This window comes from Flagellimonas spongiicola (assembly GCF_023502425.1).
Lineage (GTDB): Bacteria > Bacteroidota > Bacteroidia > Flavobacteriales > Flavobacteriaceae > Flagellimonas > Flagellimonas spongiicola.
Genome location: NZ_JAMFMA010000003.1, coordinates 539,286 through 555,454, shown reverse-complemented (window position 1 = coordinate 555,454; position 16,169 = coordinate 539,286). Strand labels below are relative to the sequence as shown.

Genomic DNA, 16,169 nt, shown 5'->3' with positions numbered 1-16,169 from the left:
CTCTTGATTTATAAAGGGTTTATCTTAAGATAAACCCTTTTTTCATGGGATCTTTTGGATCAATGACAAAGGTATGCATACCTGTAATATGAGCTGTGCCTTCCACTTCTGGAATTACTGCCCTAAACGGACCATAATCCAATTCTTTGACCACACTGCCTTTGAATTTGGATCCGGTTATACTTTCTATGGTCATATACGCGTCAACCTTAATTTGGTTTCTTGCCCAATGAATTGCCATCCTACCAGAAACCCCTGAACCTGTAGGACAACGGTCCACCTCGCCTTCAGCAAAAATGCAGACATTTTTACTATCTACTTCCGGTGTAAGCGAATCACCAATAAAAATAGTACCATACAAAAAGCTCAAATCCTTCTCAAAGGGATGATTAATATTGGCATTTTGTTGCATCACCTCATTTTTGATTCGCATGCCTTTGGTTATTAGATCGCGATAGTTATCTGTTGTCAATTTTAGACCCAAATTGTTTTTTGCCAGATCCACATAGGCGTAAAATGCCCCGCCATAAGCTAAATCATAGGTAATAGTTCCCAATCCTTCAATTTCCACCTGCTGATCAAGACCTACCACAAAACTTGGCACACAATGAAATCGCACGCCTTTGACCGTATTATCTTCAATTTGTATAAAGGAATGTATGCGACCACAAGGCGCATCTATTTTCAACTCCACTTCACCATCTGAAGCCTCTACCCAATTCATTTCAATTGCCAGAGTAGAAATGGCAATGATCGCATGACCGCACATAGTACTATAGCCCTCATTGTGCAAAAACAAAACTCCAAAATCCCCATCATCATCGTTGGGAGGTACCAAAAGACAACCGTACATGTCTGCATGACCTCTTGGTTCAAACATTAAAGCTGTTCTTAAATCGTCATAATGCTCTTTACAATACCTACGGTACTCCAGAACATTGTCCCCTTGTAATTCTGGAAATCCACTAATTATCACACGAAGTGGTTCACCTCCAGTATGCATATCGATGGTTTTGATTTGCAACCAATCTTTTGGCACATCAAAGGATGTGTTTTGAAGTATCCTATCAAAAACTTTTCCCATTAGTTGTATTTGGAATAGTAATATTTTGCTGCTATCAAATCCTCAAGGGCATGTCCCACAGATTTGAATAGCGTGATTTCAGTACTATCAGTTCTACCTGAATGCTTGTTTGCGCATAGATCGAATAAATCCGCTTTTATGTCTTCTTTGGTAATCAATCCTTCTTGTAATGGAATCGCAATGTCACCGCTTTCTTTTAGGCCACCTTCCATAACATCCAAAAAAATGGAAGCCCGCCGCAACAAACCATCATCAGATTCCCGCATATTGGGTTTATAGGCCCCAACCAAATCTATATGCTGTCCCGGCACAACGTCAGCTCCTAAAACCAATGGCTGCTCCGAGAGTGTTGCGCAGCTTACCAAATCAACTTTAGAAATAACCTCTTTAATGGTATTTACAGGTAATGTCTTAAACTTTTCGGTTTTAAGTTGATCACAAATTATTGTTGCTTTTGCTGGATTCCGGCCCCAAACAAATACCTCTTCAATCGGTCTGACGGAAGCATGTGCTTTAATCAAATTAATTGACAATGCACCTGTCCCAATCATCAACATGGACTTGGTTTCTGGCCTGGAAAGCATAGATGAAGCAAGTGCCGAAGCAGCAGCGGTACGTTTTGCCGTTAGGTTTTTAGCTTCCATTATCGCTTTTAACACACCGGTTTTTGCATCCATATACAGATAGCTACCTTGAATAGCAGGCAATTCAAATTGATTGTTACCAGGGTTAACCGTTACTACCTTGACACCGGCTTCAAATCCTGGGTTCCAAGCTGGCATCAATAATAGTGTGGTATCCTTTGTTGTTGCCGGATTCGGAAAATCATGATGATGCCGTTGAGGCACAATAACGCTATTTGCAGCGAATGCTTCCTGCAATAGCCTTATCAACTCATTAAAATCAGTATGGTTTTCTATGAAGGTTGAATCAATTTGAACAGGTTGGTGCATACGTTCTTGGGTTGATGAAGTTTAGCAAGACATGTCCGCTACTATTTTCCATTCGCCATTGATTCTTCGAAATATGATCAGAAAAACCCCATTTGCATCTCCAACATTCCTTTTCAAGTGATATTGGCCCATAACATGGTATGCGTCATCACTAATTCTCGTGATATCATCAATGGTAAAGTTGAGCGTACCCGTTTCATTCTTTGTAGGATATCTTTTTTTGTAACCTTCCAAGGTGTTTTTCCAGCCAAGGGTAAGACCGTTTGCACCATAAAATTTCAAGGAATCACTTTCCCAATAGGTTTCCATAAACCCGACCAAATCGTGGTTAGACCAAGCTTTTTCTTGCTTCTTCAATAATTGAAGTATAGCAGCTTTGTCTTCCTTTTCAGAGGATGTGCAATTAATGAATGCTAGTGTAAAGCACAAAAGCATAGCGATTGAATACTTCATATTCGCAGCCTTTTTGATTAGGGAAGGAAAGCTACGTTTTTTTCCAGAAATATGGAGTCAATACAATAAGAACTGTAAATAATTCCAATCGCCCAAGTAACATTAGAAATCCACACCACCACTTACCAGCATTGGGTAAACTGGCATAATTACTTACAGGATTCAATTCTCCCAAAGCAGGTCCCACATTTCCCAAGGATGAGGCCGAGCCTCCAATTGCTGAAACAAAATCAAGTCCAAGAAAACCGAGTACCAAAGATCCTATAATGAACAGCAACATGTACAGCACAAAAAAGGCGATGATATTGTAAACTATATGCTCAGTTACTGTTTTTTCATTGTATCGCACAGGTATTACAGCATTGGTATGCAAGGTGCGTTTAAATTCCAAAATTCCATTCTTGATGATAAGCAAATGTCGCATCACTTTGATACCACCTGCCGTAGAACCAGCGGATCCACCCAAAAACATAAGGCCAAAGAAAAATACAGTTAAAAAAGGGGTCCAACTCGTGAAATCTGCTGTTACAAATCCCGTTGTGGTCACAATTGCCACAACTTGAAACAACGCATGTCTAAAAGCGCTTTCGGCCGCACCCCATACCATGGGATGAAAATCGGAAACAGGAACATCAACCTTGAAGTTAACTACCAAAAAAGCAGCAATAGTAAACAAGATGATGAACGAAGTGTAATATTTAAACTCTTCATCTTTGATGATACGTTGCACTTTTCCTGTAAAAGCAAAATAACTCAATACAAAATTGCTCCCTGCCAAAAACATGAATACAATGGTAATATATTGGATTATGGGTTGATGATTCCAATAGGCCAAACTGGCATTTTTCGTAGAGAAACCACCTGTGGACAAGGTTGCCAAAGAGTGATTCATAGCATCGAACAAAGACATCCCTGCCAACTTCAATAACACCGTTTCCGCTACTGTATACCCAAAATAAATCAACCATAGGCGTTTGGCCGTGTCAGTAATCCTAGGATGCAATTTATCACCTGCAGGGCCAGGAGCTTCAGCCGCAAAGAGCTGCATTCCCCCAATACCCAATAATGGTAGAATTGCAATGGCCAAAACTATGATACCCATACCACCGATCCAATGGGTAAGACTACGCCAGAACAAAATTCCTTTGGGAAGGGCTTCAATATCGTTTAGAATGGACGCGCCAGTTGTGGTATATCCTGAAATGGTCTCAAAAAACGCATCAGTTATACTTGGTATTGCACCTGAAAACAAATAGGGTAAAGTTCCAGAAATGGACATAATAATCCATCCAAAGGTGACCACAATGTATCCTTCTTTGCGCTTTACTTCCTTTTTATGGCCTCTGGTATAAAACATGGCCATTACCCCAAACAGCATGGTTACAATTGCCGCCAATGTGATATCCAAAGTGACACCGTCTTTATAAAGCCCACTGATAAAAGCCGCCACCAACATAAAGGAGCCATTGCATAAAAGCAATAGTCCCATGATATGAACAATTATTCGTGCATTCAAGCCCATTAGAGGAATAGCTTTTCAATTCGCGGGATAGCCTTTGGCAAACAGCAAACCACTACACGGTCGCCTTCCAAAATTTTGAAATCCCCAAGAGCAATGATTCCTTTACCGTCCCGAATCACTCCTCCAATACTTGCTTCACGAGGAAAATTCAATTCCCTGATTATCTCACCATTCACTAAGGAGGTGGCCTTCACTTCAAATTCAAGGATTTCAGCATTTAAATTATTGAGTCGGGTTAATGCCAATACTTCTCCCCTACGGATATATCTAAAAATATTATTGGCAGCCAATAGTTTTTTATTGATCAAAGTATCTACACCAATGGATTGAGACAATTGGAAATAATCCATATTCTCCACCATAGCGATAGTTTTCTTGATTTTTTTTGATTTCGCTACCAAACAAGACATGATATTGGTTTCCGAATTTCCGGTAACCGCGATAAACGCATCCATGGAATCTAAACTCTCTTCATCCAACAACTCTACATTTCTACCGTCTCCATTAATAACTAAAGCATGGGGTAAATCATCTGCAATATCGAAAGCCTTCTCCTTGTCCTTTTCAATCAATTTCACATTGAATTTTTTGGTACAGAGGTCACGAGCAGTCTTAAACCCTACCTTACTTCCGCCCAATATCATCACATTTTTGATTTCCTTCTTTTGCATCCCTGTCAATTTGTAGAGCTCCTCTACACCTTCACTGGTCGTAATAAAATACACTTGATCTCCTTCTTTGAAGATGGTATCACCCCTAGGGATCAATGTGAATTGCGTGCCCATACGTTGTAAAGCAATGGGCATAAAATGCAATTCTGGAAATATTTTGGCAGCCTCTTTTACCATTTTACCCACAAATGGTGCAGATTTTGGTAGGAATACACCGATCATGGTCAAGAGACCGTCCTCAAATTCATAGGTATCGTTAAATGCAGATTGATTGAGCAACAATTGAATTTCTGTTGCGGCCAATTCCTCTGGGGATATCAATTCATCGATTCCCAACTCATCAAATTTGATAAGTTCCCGATTGTCCATGAATTCTGTATTGGAAATCCGAGCAATGGTACGTTTGCATCCCAGTTGCTTGGCCAACATACAAAGTGTTAGATTCGTAGTTTCAGAGGCGGTTACCCCAATAACAAGTTCCGAACTATCCACTTTAGCATCCTTTAGGACTTCAATGGAAGTTGCATCTCCCCGTAATACACGAATATCCAAATGGTTATCCGCATAAGTAAGGCTTTCCTTATCCGTATCAATCAAAGTAATATCCTGTGCTTCATATGACAATAGTTTTGCCAAATGAAAACCTACTTCACCAGCTCCGGCAATAATGATCTTCATCGATTAAAATAAGATGTTCTTAAATAAATTCAATCTGTGCGATACAAATGGTAAAAAAAGAAAAGACCGCTTGGCCCAAAAAACGCATAGGTAACATGTTACGGAAAAGAATTCCTTAGTTGCGAGGCAAAATTACATAAATATTTTTGTACGACTTCCATAGGGCTAAGTTGTATATTTGCGGGCAAATTCAAACCATGTCCAAAAAAGTTACGCCTTACAAAGATTCGGAACTCGGAAAAAAAGAGCAAGTAACCCAGATGTTCGATACTATTTCCAAGGATTATGACGGACTTAATCGCGTAATTTCATTTGGGATTGATGTAAAATGGCGTAAAAGGGTGGTGCAAATCCTAAAAGACAAAAAGCCAAAATCCATACTGGATATTGCCACTGGAACTGGTGATTTGGCAATTGCATTGACCACAACAGGCGCTGAACGAATTGTTGGTTTGGATATTTCACCTGGTATGTTGGAAGTGGGTCGTGACAAAATCAAAGACCGAAAACTGGACCAAACCATTGACATGGTGGTTGGCGATAGTGAAAATCTTGAATTTGAAGATAACTCCTTTGATGCGGCTACTGTAGCATTTGGTGTTCGTAACTTTGAAAATCTGGAAAAAGGCTTGCAAGAAATCCATCGTGTGCTAAAACCTGGCGGTGGTTTGGTGATTTTGGAAACTTCGGTTCCAACTAAAACGCCATACAAACAAGGTTACCATCTTTATTGTAGATACCTACTGCCGACCATTGGTAAAATCTTTTCTAAAGATCGTTCCGCTTACGCCTACCTTAGCGAATCCGCATCCAAGTTTCCACACGGTCAAGCATTCAACAATATTTTGGGCAAAATTGGGTTTATAGGTATAGAGAACATGCCCCAGACATTTGGGGTGGCATCTATATATGTCGCTACAAAATAAATTGATGAAAAACCTCTTATCGTTACTTGGCCTGTTATTGGTATGCCAAGGCGCTTTGTCCCAATTCAAAAAAGACCCTGTGCTTAATCTTCAAACAGAGGATTTAAAGCTACTCAATTGGGGGTATTACCTCGGTTTAAATCAGTACGATTTCCAATTTGAATACAAGAATAATGTTGGTCAGGACATATTGGTGGATAAAAGCTATGGTTTCAATGTTGGATTGATTGGAGAACTACGTATCAATGAATTTTTAGATGCTAGATTTGAACCTGGATTACTTTACAGTCAAAGAATTCTTGGATTTCCTGGATTTACGAACGAAGCCGATGCAATTCGGGAGGTTCGCTCTACCTACATCCGATTTCCGTTGTTGATGAAAGCCAGTGCAAGACGGTTTGGCAACTGGAAACCTTTTATTACCGGAGGTGTTTACGCCTCTATGAACTTAGGTAGCAAAGAAGATAGTTTGGACGACAATAGTAGCGGTGAATTCCGGATGAAGAAAAATGTATATGGTTATGAACTTGGTTTCGGTATAGACATTTACACCGAATACTTTAAGTTTTCACCTTCAATACGGGGTGTATTTGCACTTTCGGATGAATTAGTACCGGACAACGACCCAAACAGTCCCTGGACCGGGAATATTGAAGGAATGCGTACCCGTGGATTTTTCATCAACTTCACTTTTGAGTAATATTCCACTTGAAATGTTACTTACTTTAGACTAATCCCGTCTAATTTCATTCAATAAAATTGCAGTGGCAGTGGCCACATTAAGACTTTCCGTTGATTGCGAACCAAATTGTGGAATTGCAATTTTGTTCTTAATCAATCTTGCCACAGCATCGGAAATTCCATTAGCTTCATTTCCCATCACCAAAATTCCACCTTCCGGCAAATCGGCATCATAAACTTTCCTGCCATCCATATAAGCCCCATAAACTGGAAGTTCACTTCTTCCCAAGAATTCAATCAAGTCCACGTACTTGATATGTACGCGACTAATTGAGCCCATAGTGGCTTGAAGTACTTTTGGATTATAACAATCCACCGTGTCCGAGGAGCATATTAATTGATCAATGCCAAACCAATCACATAGTCTGATGATTGTGCCAAGATTTCCAGGATCACGAACGGCATCCAAGGCGAGAATCCAATCCTTAAATATAATATCAGGGGCCATAGGAATATGAAACACACCAAGGATACCACTTGGAGTGGATTGTGTGCTCAGCTGTTTCATTTCCTGTTCTGTTACGATTTCCAAATCGACGGTTGGCAATTTTTTGGATTCTGCAGTCACAAACAGCTTAAACACCTTTAATCCGGCGTCTACCAGCTCATTTACTGTTTTTTTCCCTTCTGCCACAAAGAGTCCATGTTGACTTCGGTACTTTTTTTGATGTAAGCTAACAACTAGTTTAATTTGGTTTTTGGTAACCATCTAAATCGTGTATTTTTGGCGTCTATGAGGGGTTCTTATGGTCTATTGCGTTATTGGGCAAAAATAGGATTATTGTTGCTTATGCTGACCATGGTGGGTTGCAATACCCTAAAAAAGGTAGAAGACGACGAACTACTCCTTATAAAAAACTCCATATACGCTGATGACGAAAAGATTTCCAACGAAGATATACGAGGTTTAATTGCCCAAAAACCGAATAGCACGGTTCTCGGTTATCCACTACGTCTTAATTTATACAATCTTGCCAAGGAAAATCCAGATTCTTCATTTACGGATTGGCTTCATCGGAAAGAGAAAAGAGAACAACGTTTGAACAATTTTCTGTCCAAAAAACAAGTGGATCGTTTGAGGGAGTCATTTGTGGTCAAAGGTGCAAGTGATTTTTTCAAAAGGATAGGAGAACCACCAGCCATAATTGACACAGCACTTACGCAAAAATCCATCGAAAGATTGGAAGCCTATTACAATAGCAAAGGTTATTTCAACAATTCAGGCGCGTATACAATTGTTAACAGCAAGCGCAAAAAACGGGCAGAAATTGAGTATAACATCAATCTGGAGAAGCCTTTCCATATCGATACGATCACTACGAACATTGCTTCCAAGGACCTTGATTCCATTTACAATACCACTGTAGAAGCTTCATTTGTAAAACAAGGAGAGCAATTTGATCTTGCCAATTTCAACAATGAACGTGAACGACTAACAGCATTGTTTCGTAATTCCGGGGTTTACAATTTTCAAGAAAGCTCTATTAACTATGACATTCTGAGAGATACAACTATTGCCGCAGATGATCAACTAATGGATGTGCAATTGAACATTCAGAATCCGCGTAGCGTAAATGATAGTACCAATACTAATGATTACCGAATCCATCGATTCAAAAAAATCAATATTTACGCTGATTATCAAATAACCGCAACCGGGGATTCCTTAAAATCCATAGATTATGACAACTATACCATCTTCTATAACAACGAGTTAAAATATAGGCCAAAGGCCTTAGCCGATGCAATTTTCTTTTTGAAGGATAGTATTTATCGTGATTTGGACAGAATTCGAACCTATCGACAAATTACAAACCTAAATACCTTTAAGTACCCTAACATTGAATTTATTCCAGATAGTACGAGAACACAACTGACATCCAATATCTACCTGGCTCCTAGACCCAAATTTTCCCTGAATTTGGATTTTGATGTCACTCATTCGAACATTCAACAAGTTGGAACCGTTTTTGGAGCTACAGTAATTACACGTAATGTTTTTGGCGGAGCGGAAACACTTAATATTTCTGCTAGAGGCTCTGTCGGACTTCTGACCAATCCATCTCTTTCCAACGAAACCTTTACATCTGAACTGGGAGGCGATATCAACATTACATTTCCACGAATATGGTTTCCCTTTAATACGGAGAAAATCATACCCTATTATATGTTGCCGCAGAGTAGATTCCTTATTGGTACCAATTTTCAGCAAAATTTAGGTTTGGACAGGCAATCCTTTAATACGATTTTATCATATAACTGGAGTCCGTCTACTTCGTTAAAAAACAATATAGAATTACTCAATGTCGAGTTTGTTCGTAATGTTAACACTGACAATTTTTTCAATGTCTACCAAAATACCTACAGTACTTTGGATGGGATAGCAGATGATTTTGAAAGTGAACCAGGATTCGAAGACTTTTATGATGAAAACGTGGATCCCATGCTGGACGACAACGATGAATTGAATTTATTAATTCCCGAAGGGGCCAATTCTTTTATTGACGCCATTTTGGCTCCCGGATCATCTGCAGATTCTGAGACCGTGGCTTCAGTTCAAAGCATAGATGAACGTCAGCAACGTTTGACTGAAAACAATCTGATTTTCGCCAGTAACTACACCTTCACCAAAGACAGTAGGACAGATATTAACGATAATAATTTCTATCAACTACGGATAAAATTGGAAAGCGCGGGAAATCTGCTCTCAATATTGGACGGTATCGTACCGTACAACAAAAACGATGATGATCAGTTATTGGTTTTCAGTGTCCCCTTTTCACAATATGTAAAAACTGAATTTGACTTTATTAGGCATTGGGAGCTCTCTAGTAGCGAGGTTTTGGCATTCAGGAGTTTTCTTGGGATGGCCGTTCCTTACGGGAATTCAGAAAGCATCCCATTTGTACGAAGTTATTTTGCAGGCGGTTCCAACGACAATCGCGCATGGAATGCGTACGAACTTGGTCCAGGTAGCACTAACAACCTTAACGATTTTAATGAGGCCAATCTTAAAATCGCCCTTAACTTGGAGTATCGTTTTCCAATTGCAGGTGATGTTAAAGGTGCTTTGTTTGCCGATGCCGGAAACATATGGAACGTTTTTGACAATGAAGAAAATCCTGATGCGGTTTTCAGTGATTTAGGTTCGTTAGCGGATATTGCCCTCGGAACTGGATTGGGTCTGAGATACGATTTCACCTATTTTGTTTTCCGACTCGATATGGGCCTCAAAACTTACAATCCGGCCGAAGAAGCTTCAAGACGCTGGTTCAGTGATTACAACCTCAGAAATGCAGTATTCAATATCGGAATCAATTATCCTTTCTAGACTAAATATTTTATTACTTTTGTTCCTTGATTCAACCCATAACTAACTAAAATTATGTCCCACAATATCAAGCCCGGTGTCGCTACTGGTGATGAAGTCCAGGCTATATTCAACCACGCAAAAGAAAATGGTTACGCCCTACCAGCAGTTAACGTAATCGGTTCCAATACAATCAATTCCGTTTTGGAAACCGCTGCGGCACTGAATTCTCCGGTTATTATTCAATTTTCCAATGGAGGCGCACAATTCAATGCTGGAAAAGGATTGCCCAATGAAAATCAAAGAGCAGCTGTTTTAGGTGCTGTTGCCGGTGCCAAGCATGTTCATGAAATGGCTGAGGCCTATGGTGCCACAGTAATTCTTCACACAGACCACTGCGCTAAAAAACTATTGCCTTGGATAGACGGTATGTTGGAGGCAAGTGAAGAACATTACGCTGCTACAGGAAAATCGTTGTTTAGCTCACACATGATTGATTTATCTGAAGAGCCCATTGAAGAGAACATCGAAATCTGCAAGAAGTATCTAGAACGCATGAGCAAGATGGATATGACATTGGAAATTGAACTAGGTGTTACCGGAGGAGAAGAAGATGGTGTTGACAATACCGATGTGGACAGTTCAAAATTATACACCCAACCGGAAGAAGTGGCCTACGCCTATGAAGAACTTTCAAAAGTGAGTCCTAAATTCACGGTTGCAGCAGCATTTGGTAATGTACATGGTGTTTACAAACCTGGAAACGTCACTTTAACACCAAAAATCCTTAAAAATTCACAAGAATTCGTTTCAGAAAAGTATGGTGTTGAGCACAACCATATAGATTTTGTATTCCACGGTGGTTCTGGTTCCTCTGTGGAGGAAATCAGGGAGTCCATTGGTTATGGCGTAATTAAAATGAACATCGATACCGACCTTCAATACGCATTCCTTTCGGGAGTTCGTGATTACGTTCAGGATAAGTCTGGTTACCTTCAATCGCAAATTGGCAATCCAGATGGTGACGACCAACCAAACAAAAAGTTCTATGACCCAAGGGTATGGTTGCGTGAAGGTGAAAAGTCCTTTGTAGAGCGATTGAAAAAAGCATTTGAAGATTTGAACAACATCAACACGTTGTAGCTTACCACTAATAGCCGTTTAATTTAATATTGATTGCATGTCGTCTTGGTTTAAGAGAAAGGAAAAAGGGATTCAAACCGCTACGGAGGAAAAAAAAGACACTCCCAAAGGCCTGTGGTACAAATCACCAACAGGTAAAATAGTAGAGTCTGAAGATTTAGCTAAGAATTTTTACGTGAGTCCGGAAGATGATTATCATGTTCGGATAGGAAGTAAAGAATATTTTGAAATTCTTTTTGACAATAATGAATTCAAGGAATTGGATGAAAAACTTTCAGCCAAAGACCCCTTGAAATTCGTGGATACCAAAAAATATTCAGAGCGTTTAAAAGCTGCCCAGCAAAAGACAGGATTGAAAGATGCGGTTCGTACCGCCATTGGCAAATCCATGGGGAAAGAATTGGTGATAGCCTGTATGGATTTCAGCTTTATCGGTGGATCTATGGGTAGTGTTGTTGGGGAGAAAATAGCTCGGGCCATTGATGTTGCAAAAAAGAAAAAAGTTCCATTTTTGATGATTTCAAAATCGGGTGGTGCCCGTATGATGGAAGCTGCACTTTCTTTGATGCAATTGGCTAAAACTTCTGCGAAATTGGCACAATTGGCTGAAGCGAAAATACCATACATCTCACTTTGTACGGATCCTACCACTGGTGGAACCACTGCTTCCTATGCAATGTTAGGTGATATTAATATTGCTGAACCTGGAGCATTAATCGGGTTTGCAGGTCCAAGGGTAGTTAAAGATACCGTGGGTAAAGATTTACCAGAAGGTTTTCAAACTTCGGAATTCTTGAAAGAACATGGCTTCTTGGATTTCATTTCCCATAGAAAGGAATTGAAAAGGAAAATTAATCTTTATATCGACTTGATTTCAAATCAACCGGTACGTTCATAATAAAAGCCCCGATTATCGGGGCTTTTATTTTTTCAAACCTTATTAACGCTTCCAAAACCTTCTTAGGAAAATTTCGGTTTCAGTGCCATCTGGTTGGGTTAGAACACCTTTAGCATCACAACTACCATCCCCAAAATCAAGACTGGCGGTGTTGTCATTTCTGGATATTTCCAAAACCCCGCTAACAATAAACCTACACGACATTTCTCTCCGCAAAGGACTTATCACCTCTTTTATAAAGACATTTCCTTCTCGCCCAACATAGGTACGTTTACCAGTAATCAGAAATACATTATCGCCCCAAAATCCAGAGCCATACCCTTCAATCCATTCGCGGGTACGTGTTCCTTCAAAAGAAGCGGTATCACCTTCTGGCCATGTAGCCTTAAAGGTAGCATTGGCAGTACCTTGTGGATTGCCATTGTCATTGGAACGTACTCTTAAGATATCAGCAGAACCCTCTACTGAAACCCCATTGAAGGTAAAATTCTCCAAAGAGAGCGCAATGGTCTTCGAAGCCAACTCCATATCCTTGGCATAACTTAAATGGATGATTCCCGAAAGCAAATTGCCGTTGGGCAACTCACAGCCTTCGCCAAAATCTATGGTTTTTTCGCGGGTAGTATCCGTTACCACCGTTGTAATTGTAACGCAATCCGGCAAATGATCAGATTGATAATCAGCCTTGGAAGTCATGGAGATTTCATCCGTGGCATAAACATCTTCCGCAATGGTAGTTACTTCTTCTGAAATCATTTCTGATTCATCACTGAATTGTAGTTCCGTGGCGGAAATCACCTCGTCACCAGTATTGGTTAATTCATCTGACGCAGTTTCTTCATTTGTACAGGAAACCACCGTTAAAGCTGTTGCCAACATAAGCGACATAATTCCTTTCAAGTTCAATTGTTTGAGACTCTTTTTCATAATGATTGTATTTAATGGTTTGTTTCTTTGACCTTTCGGCGTTTAAAAGGTTTAATTCAAACATGCATTTTTCATTACAAAAAAAGGTTTATCTTTGCACGCTGATTGATAGACGATCGGGTACATAAAAATCATTTAAATAAATATTGGAATGTATTTAACTAAAGAAGTAAAAGCCGAGATTTTTAAAAAACACGGCGGCTCTGAGAGCAACACTGGTTCTACGGAAGGACAAATCGCTTTGTTCACACACCGTATCAACCATTTAACACAACACCTTAAAAAGAACCACAAGGATTACAACACCGAGCGTTCTTTGGTGAAATTGGTAGGTAAAAGACGTAGTCTTTTGGATTACCTAAAGAAAAAAGATATTGAAAAGTACCGTATCCTAATTAAGGATCTTGGTATTAGAAAATAAAAATAGTGGGAGCCTAGGTAAGCTCCCATTATTTTTATACGCTATTATTTAGCGTGTAAGTATTCACAAAAAGCTACCTATAGTTTTTCATTGGTCCGTGCTATCGAGCACACAACACAACACAACCCGACCGTCCGGATGGCGGTAGACCAAATGTTTAACGACCCACACTCCCTTAGTGTTGGGTAAGACTAATTTTATGATTCCAAAAACTTTTAAAGAGGTCATAGACCTTGGTGACGGTAGGGAAATCTCTATCGAAACCGGAAAATTGGCTAAACAGGCTCACGGTTCTGTTGTTGTCCAATCTGGCAAGTGTATGTTATTATGTACAGTTGTTTCAAATTACAAACAAAGCGATGTCGATTTTTTACCGTTAACGGTAGATTATCGCGAAAAATTTGCTGCTGCCGGACGTTACCCCGGTGGATTCTTCAAACGTGAAGCAAGACCTAGCGATGGTGAAGTATTGACCATGCGTTTGGTGGATAGGGTTTTGCGCCCATTGTTCCCAAAAGACTATCATGCCGAGACACAGGTAATGATTCAGTTGATGTCCCACGATGAAAACGTAATGCCTGATGCCATGGCCGGTTTGGCAGCTTCTGCTGCAATCCAGCTTTCAGATTTCCCATTTGAATGCGCAATTTCCGAAGTTCGTGTAGGAAGGATAAATGGTGAATTGATCATCAATCCTACTCGTGAGCAATTGAAGGATTCAGATATTGATATGGTAATCGGTGCTTCTGCTGATTCCGTAATGATGGTGGAAGGGGAAATGGATGAAATTTCCGAAGAAGAAATGGTAGAAGCCATTAAGTTTGCGCACGAAGCCATTAAAGTACAATGCGAGGCACAACTTAAATTGGCCGAAGCTTTTGGCAAAAAAGAAACTCGTGAATATGAGCCTGAACAAGAAGATGAAGAATTAGCAAAGAAAGTACATGACCTTACTTATGATAAGGTTTACGCTATTGCTAAAGCAGGTTCTGCCAAACATGAACGAAGCGAAGCATTTCAAGCTATCAAGGAAGAAGTTGAGGCCACTTTTAGCGAAGAAGAACTTGAAGAAATCGGAGGATTGGTTTCCAAATACTTCTATAAAGCAGAAAAAGCCGCGGTTAGAGACCTTACCCTAAACGAAGGTTTACGATTGGATGGACGTAAAACCGATGAAATCAGACCTATCTGGTGTGAAATCGATTACTTGCCATCTGTTCATGGTTCTTCCATCTTTACAAGAGGGGAAACCCAAGCCTTGGCAACTGTAACTCTAGGTACGTCCAGAGAAGCAAATCAAATAGACATGCCATCTTACGAAGGTGAAGAAACATTCTATTTGCATTATAACTTCCCTCCTTTCTCAACTGGTGAGGCAAGACCAATTCGTGGTACCTCACGAAGAGAAGTAGGACACGGAAATTTGGCACAACGTGCACTTAAAGGAATGATTCCGGATGATTGCCCTTACACTGTAAGAGTTGTATCTGAAGTATTGGAATCCAATGGATCTTCCTCTATGGCTACCGTTTGTTCCGGTACAATGGCGTTGATGGATGCTGGTGTACAATTGAAAAAGCCTGTTTCCGGTATAGCAATGGGATTGATATCCGATGCAGATTCAGGTAATTACGCAGTACTTTCAGATATCTTGGGTGATGAAGATCACTTAGGTGATATGGATTTTAAAGTAACTGGTACCTCAGACGGTATTACTGCCTGTCAAATGGACATTAAGGTAAAAGGACTTTCTTATGAAATCTTGGTAAAAGCCTTAATGCAAGCCAAAGATGGTAGATTGCACATTTTGGGCAAGCTTACGGATACTATTGCAGATCCAAAACCAGACGTGAAATCCTACGCACCAAAAATTGTTACCAAAATTATTCCTGGTGAATATATTGGAGCCGTAATAGGTTCTGGCGGTAAGGTGATCCAAGAACTTCAGAAAGAAACCAATACTACTATAGTTATCAACGAAGATCCAGATACTGAAGAAGGTATCGTAGAGATTTTAGGTACAGATCAAGCCGGTATTGATGCAGTTATTGCAAAAATAGATGCAGTGATGTTCAAACCAGAAGTAGGTAGCGTTTATGAGGTTAAAGTCATCAAGATGCTTGACTTTGGAGCTGTTGTGGAATACATGGAAGCCCCAGGTAATGAAGTACTATTGCACGTTTCCGAACTAGCTTGGGAACGTACCGAAAATGTATCCGATGTAGTTAACATGGGCGATGTTTTTGATGTAAAGTACTTTGGATTGGATCCAAGGACCCGTAAAGAAAAAGTTTCTAGAAAGGCACTTCTTCCCAAACCTGAAGGTTACAAGGAGCGTCCACCAAGAAATGACCGAGGCGGGGATCGAAGAGGCGGAGATCGCAGAGGTAACAATCGTGACAGAAAGCCTAGAAGGGATTAATCAATACCCTTTTTTAGCCC

Annotated in this window: 14 protein-coding genes; 7 read left to right on the top strand and 7 right to left on the bottom strand. The window is 40.0% G+C overall.

The genetic code is table 11. The features are described from left to right. Nucleotides 1-19 precede the first annotated feature (19 nt). The 5 genes from M3P19_RS14085 to trkA are packed head-to-tail and all read right to left on the bottom strand — an operon-like array spanning nucleotide 20 to nucleotide 5,361. Nucleotides 20-1,084 (bottom strand): proline racemase family protein, encoded by a 1,065-nt coding sequence (locus tag M3P19_RS14085; RefSeq protein WP_249658331.1) that lies wholly within the window; start codon nucleotides 1,082-1,084, stop codon nucleotides 20-22. After that, nucleotides 1,084-2,037 (bottom strand): bifunctional Delta(1)-pyrroline-2-carboxylate/Delta(1)-piperideine-2-carboxylate reductase, encoded by a 954-nt coding sequence (lhpI, locus tag M3P19_RS14080; RefSeq protein WP_249658330.1) that lies wholly within the window; start codon nucleotides 2,035-2,037, stop codon nucleotides 1,084-1,086. Before lhpI ends, M3P19_RS14085 begins: the two co-directional genes overlap by 1 nt. Nucleotides 2,038-2,058: 21 nt before the next feature. Continuing rightward, complete coding sequence (locus M3P19_RS14075) at nucleotides 2,059-2,490, bottom strand: YybH family protein (protein WP_249658329.1); 432 nt, start codon at nucleotides 2,488-2,490, stop codon at nucleotides 2,059-2,061. A gap of 31 nt (nucleotides 2,491-2,521) precedes the next feature. Continuing rightward, nucleotides 2,522-4,012, bottom strand: a complete 1,491-nt coding sequence (locus M3P19_RS14070; protein WP_249658328.1) for a TrkH family potassium uptake protein — start codon at nucleotides 4,010-4,012, stop codon at nucleotides 2,522-2,524. Beyond that, a complete protein-coding gene (gene trkA / locus M3P19_RS14065) occupies nucleotides 4,012-5,361 on the bottom strand; it encodes a Trk system potassium transporter TrkA (protein ID WP_249658327.1) in 1,350 nt (449 codons plus the stop codon). Before trkA ends, M3P19_RS14070 begins: the two co-directional genes overlap by 1 nt. A gap of 197 nt (nucleotides 5,362-5,558) precedes the next feature. Between trkA and ubiE the strand changes: the two genes are divergently transcribed. Both ubiE and porT read left to right on the top strand, forming a co-directional pair. Then, on the top strand, nucleotides 5,559-6,287 hold the full coding sequence (ubiE, locus tag M3P19_RS14060; protein WP_249658326.1) for a bifunctional demethylmenaquinone methyltransferase/2-methoxy-6-polyprenyl-1,4-benzoquinol methylase UbiE: 729 nt from the start codon (nucleotides 5,559-5,561) through the stop codon (nucleotides 6,285-6,287). A gap of 4 nt (nucleotides 6,288-6,291) precedes the next feature. Further along, the gene (gene porT / locus M3P19_RS14055; protein WP_249658325.1) at nucleotides 6,292-6,987 is read left to right on the top strand and encodes a type IX secretion/gliding motility protein PorT/SprT; all 696 of its coding nucleotides are present in this window, start codon (nucleotides 6,292-6,294) and stop codon (nucleotides 6,985-6,987) included. Nucleotides 6,988-7,017: 30 nt separating this feature from the next. Here the strand turns inward: porT and M3P19_RS14050 are convergent, their stop codons facing one another. Continuing rightward, a complete protein-coding gene (locus M3P19_RS14050; RefSeq protein ID WP_249658324.1) occupies nucleotides 7,018-7,737 on the bottom strand; it encodes a TrmH family RNA methyltransferase in 720 nt (239 codons plus the stop codon). 24 nt (nucleotides 7,738-7,761) lie between these two features. Here M3P19_RS14050 and tamL point away from each other — a divergent pair, with 24 nt between their 5' ends. From tamL to accD, 3 genes are read left to right on the top strand one after another with little or no spacing between them, the layout of a single operon-like run. After that, a complete protein-coding gene (gene tamL, locus M3P19_RS14045) occupies nucleotides 7,762-10,359 on the top strand; it encodes a translocation and assembly module lipoprotein TamL (protein WP_249658472.1) in 2,598 nt (865 codons plus the stop codon). A gap of 54 nt (nucleotides 10,360-10,413) precedes the next feature. Beyond that, nucleotides 10,414-11,481: a class II fructose-bisphosphate aldolase gene (gene fbaA / locus M3P19_RS14040; RefSeq protein ID WP_249658323.1), complete on the top strand. Its 1,068-nt coding sequence runs from the start codon at nucleotides 10,414-10,416 to the stop codon at nucleotides 11,479-11,481. A 37-nt stretch (nucleotides 11,482-11,518) separates the two neighbouring features. Beyond that, nucleotides 11,519-12,379, top strand: a complete 861-nt coding sequence (accD, locus tag M3P19_RS14035) for an acetyl-CoA carboxylase, carboxyltransferase subunit beta (RefSeq protein WP_249658322.1) — start codon at nucleotides 11,519-11,521, stop codon at nucleotides 12,377-12,379. Nucleotides 12,380-12,421: 42 nt separating this feature from the next. Here accD and M3P19_RS14030 read toward each other — a convergent pair whose 3' ends face one another. Then, nucleotides 12,422-13,306, bottom strand: a complete 885-nt coding sequence (locus M3P19_RS14030; RefSeq protein WP_249658321.1) for a hypothetical protein — start codon at nucleotides 13,304-13,306, stop codon at nucleotides 12,422-12,424. A gap of 151 nt (nucleotides 13,307-13,457) precedes the next feature. Between M3P19_RS14030 and rpsO the strand changes: the two genes are divergently transcribed. Together rpsO and M3P19_RS14020 are read left to right on the top strand one after the other, a co-directional pair. Then, nucleotides 13,458-13,727 (top strand): 30S ribosomal protein S15, encoded by a 270-nt coding sequence (rpsO, locus tag M3P19_RS14025; RefSeq protein WP_249658320.1) that lies wholly within the window; start codon nucleotides 13,458-13,460, stop codon nucleotides 13,725-13,727. Between the two features lie 199 nt (nucleotides 13,728-13,926). Beyond that, nucleotides 13,927-16,149 (top strand): polyribonucleotide nucleotidyltransferase, encoded by a 2,223-nt coding sequence (locus tag M3P19_RS14020; protein ID WP_249658319.1) that lies wholly within the window; start codon nucleotides 13,927-13,929, stop codon nucleotides 16,147-16,149. Nucleotides 16,150-16,169 lie beyond the last annotated feature (20 nt).

Excerpts from the sequence above, each read along its gene's own strand:
- M3P19_RS14085 (WP_249658331.1), bottom strand. The coding sequence starts at position 1,084 with ATGGGAAAAGTTTTTGATAGGATACTTCAAAACACATCCTTTGATGTG.
- lhpI (WP_249658330.1), bottom strand. The coding sequence starts at position 2,037 with ATGCACCAACCTGTTCAAATTGATTCAACCTTCATAGAAAACCATACT.
- M3P19_RS14075 (WP_249658329.1), bottom strand. The coding sequence starts at position 2,490 with ATGAAGTATTCAATCGCTATGCTTTTGTGCTTTACACTAGCATTCATT.
- M3P19_RS14070 (WP_249658328.1), bottom strand. The coding sequence starts at position 4,012 with ATGGGCTTGAATGCACGAATAATTGTTCATATCATGGGACTATTGCTT.
- trkA (WP_249658327.1), bottom strand. The coding sequence starts at position 5,361 with ATGAAGATCATTATTGCCGGAGCTGGTGAAGTAGGTTTTCATTTGGCA.
- ubiE (WP_249658326.1), top strand. The coding sequence starts at position 5,559 with ATGTCCAAAAAAGTTACGCCTTACAAAGATTCGGAACTCGGAAAAAAA.
- porT (WP_249658325.1), top strand. The coding sequence starts at position 6,292 with ATGAAAAACCTCTTATCGTTACTTGGCCTGTTATTGGTATGCCAAGGC.
- M3P19_RS14050 (WP_249658324.1), bottom strand. The coding sequence starts at position 7,737 with ATGGTTACCAAAAACCAAATTAAACTAGTTGTTAGCTTACATCAAAAA.
- tamL (WP_249658472.1), top strand. The coding sequence starts at position 7,762 with ATGAGGGGTTCTTATGGTCTATTGCGTTATTGGGCAAAAATAGGATTA.
- fbaA (WP_249658323.1), top strand. The coding sequence starts at position 10,414 with ATGTCCCACAATATCAAGCCCGGTGTCGCTACTGGTGATGAAGTCCAG.
- accD (WP_249658322.1), top strand. The coding sequence starts at position 11,519 with ATGTCGTCTTGGTTTAAGAGAAAGGAAAAAGGGATTCAAACCGCTACG.
- M3P19_RS14030 (WP_249658321.1), bottom strand. The coding sequence starts at position 13,306 with ATGAAAAAGAGTCTCAAACAATTGAACTTGAAAGGAATTATGTCGCTT.
- rpsO (WP_249658320.1), top strand. The coding sequence starts at position 13,458 with ATGTATTTAACTAAAGAAGTAAAAGCCGAGATTTTTAAAAAACACGGC.
- M3P19_RS14020 (WP_249658319.1), top strand. The coding sequence starts at position 13,927 with ATGATTCCAAAAACTTTTAAAGAGGTCATAGACCTTGGTGACGGTAGG.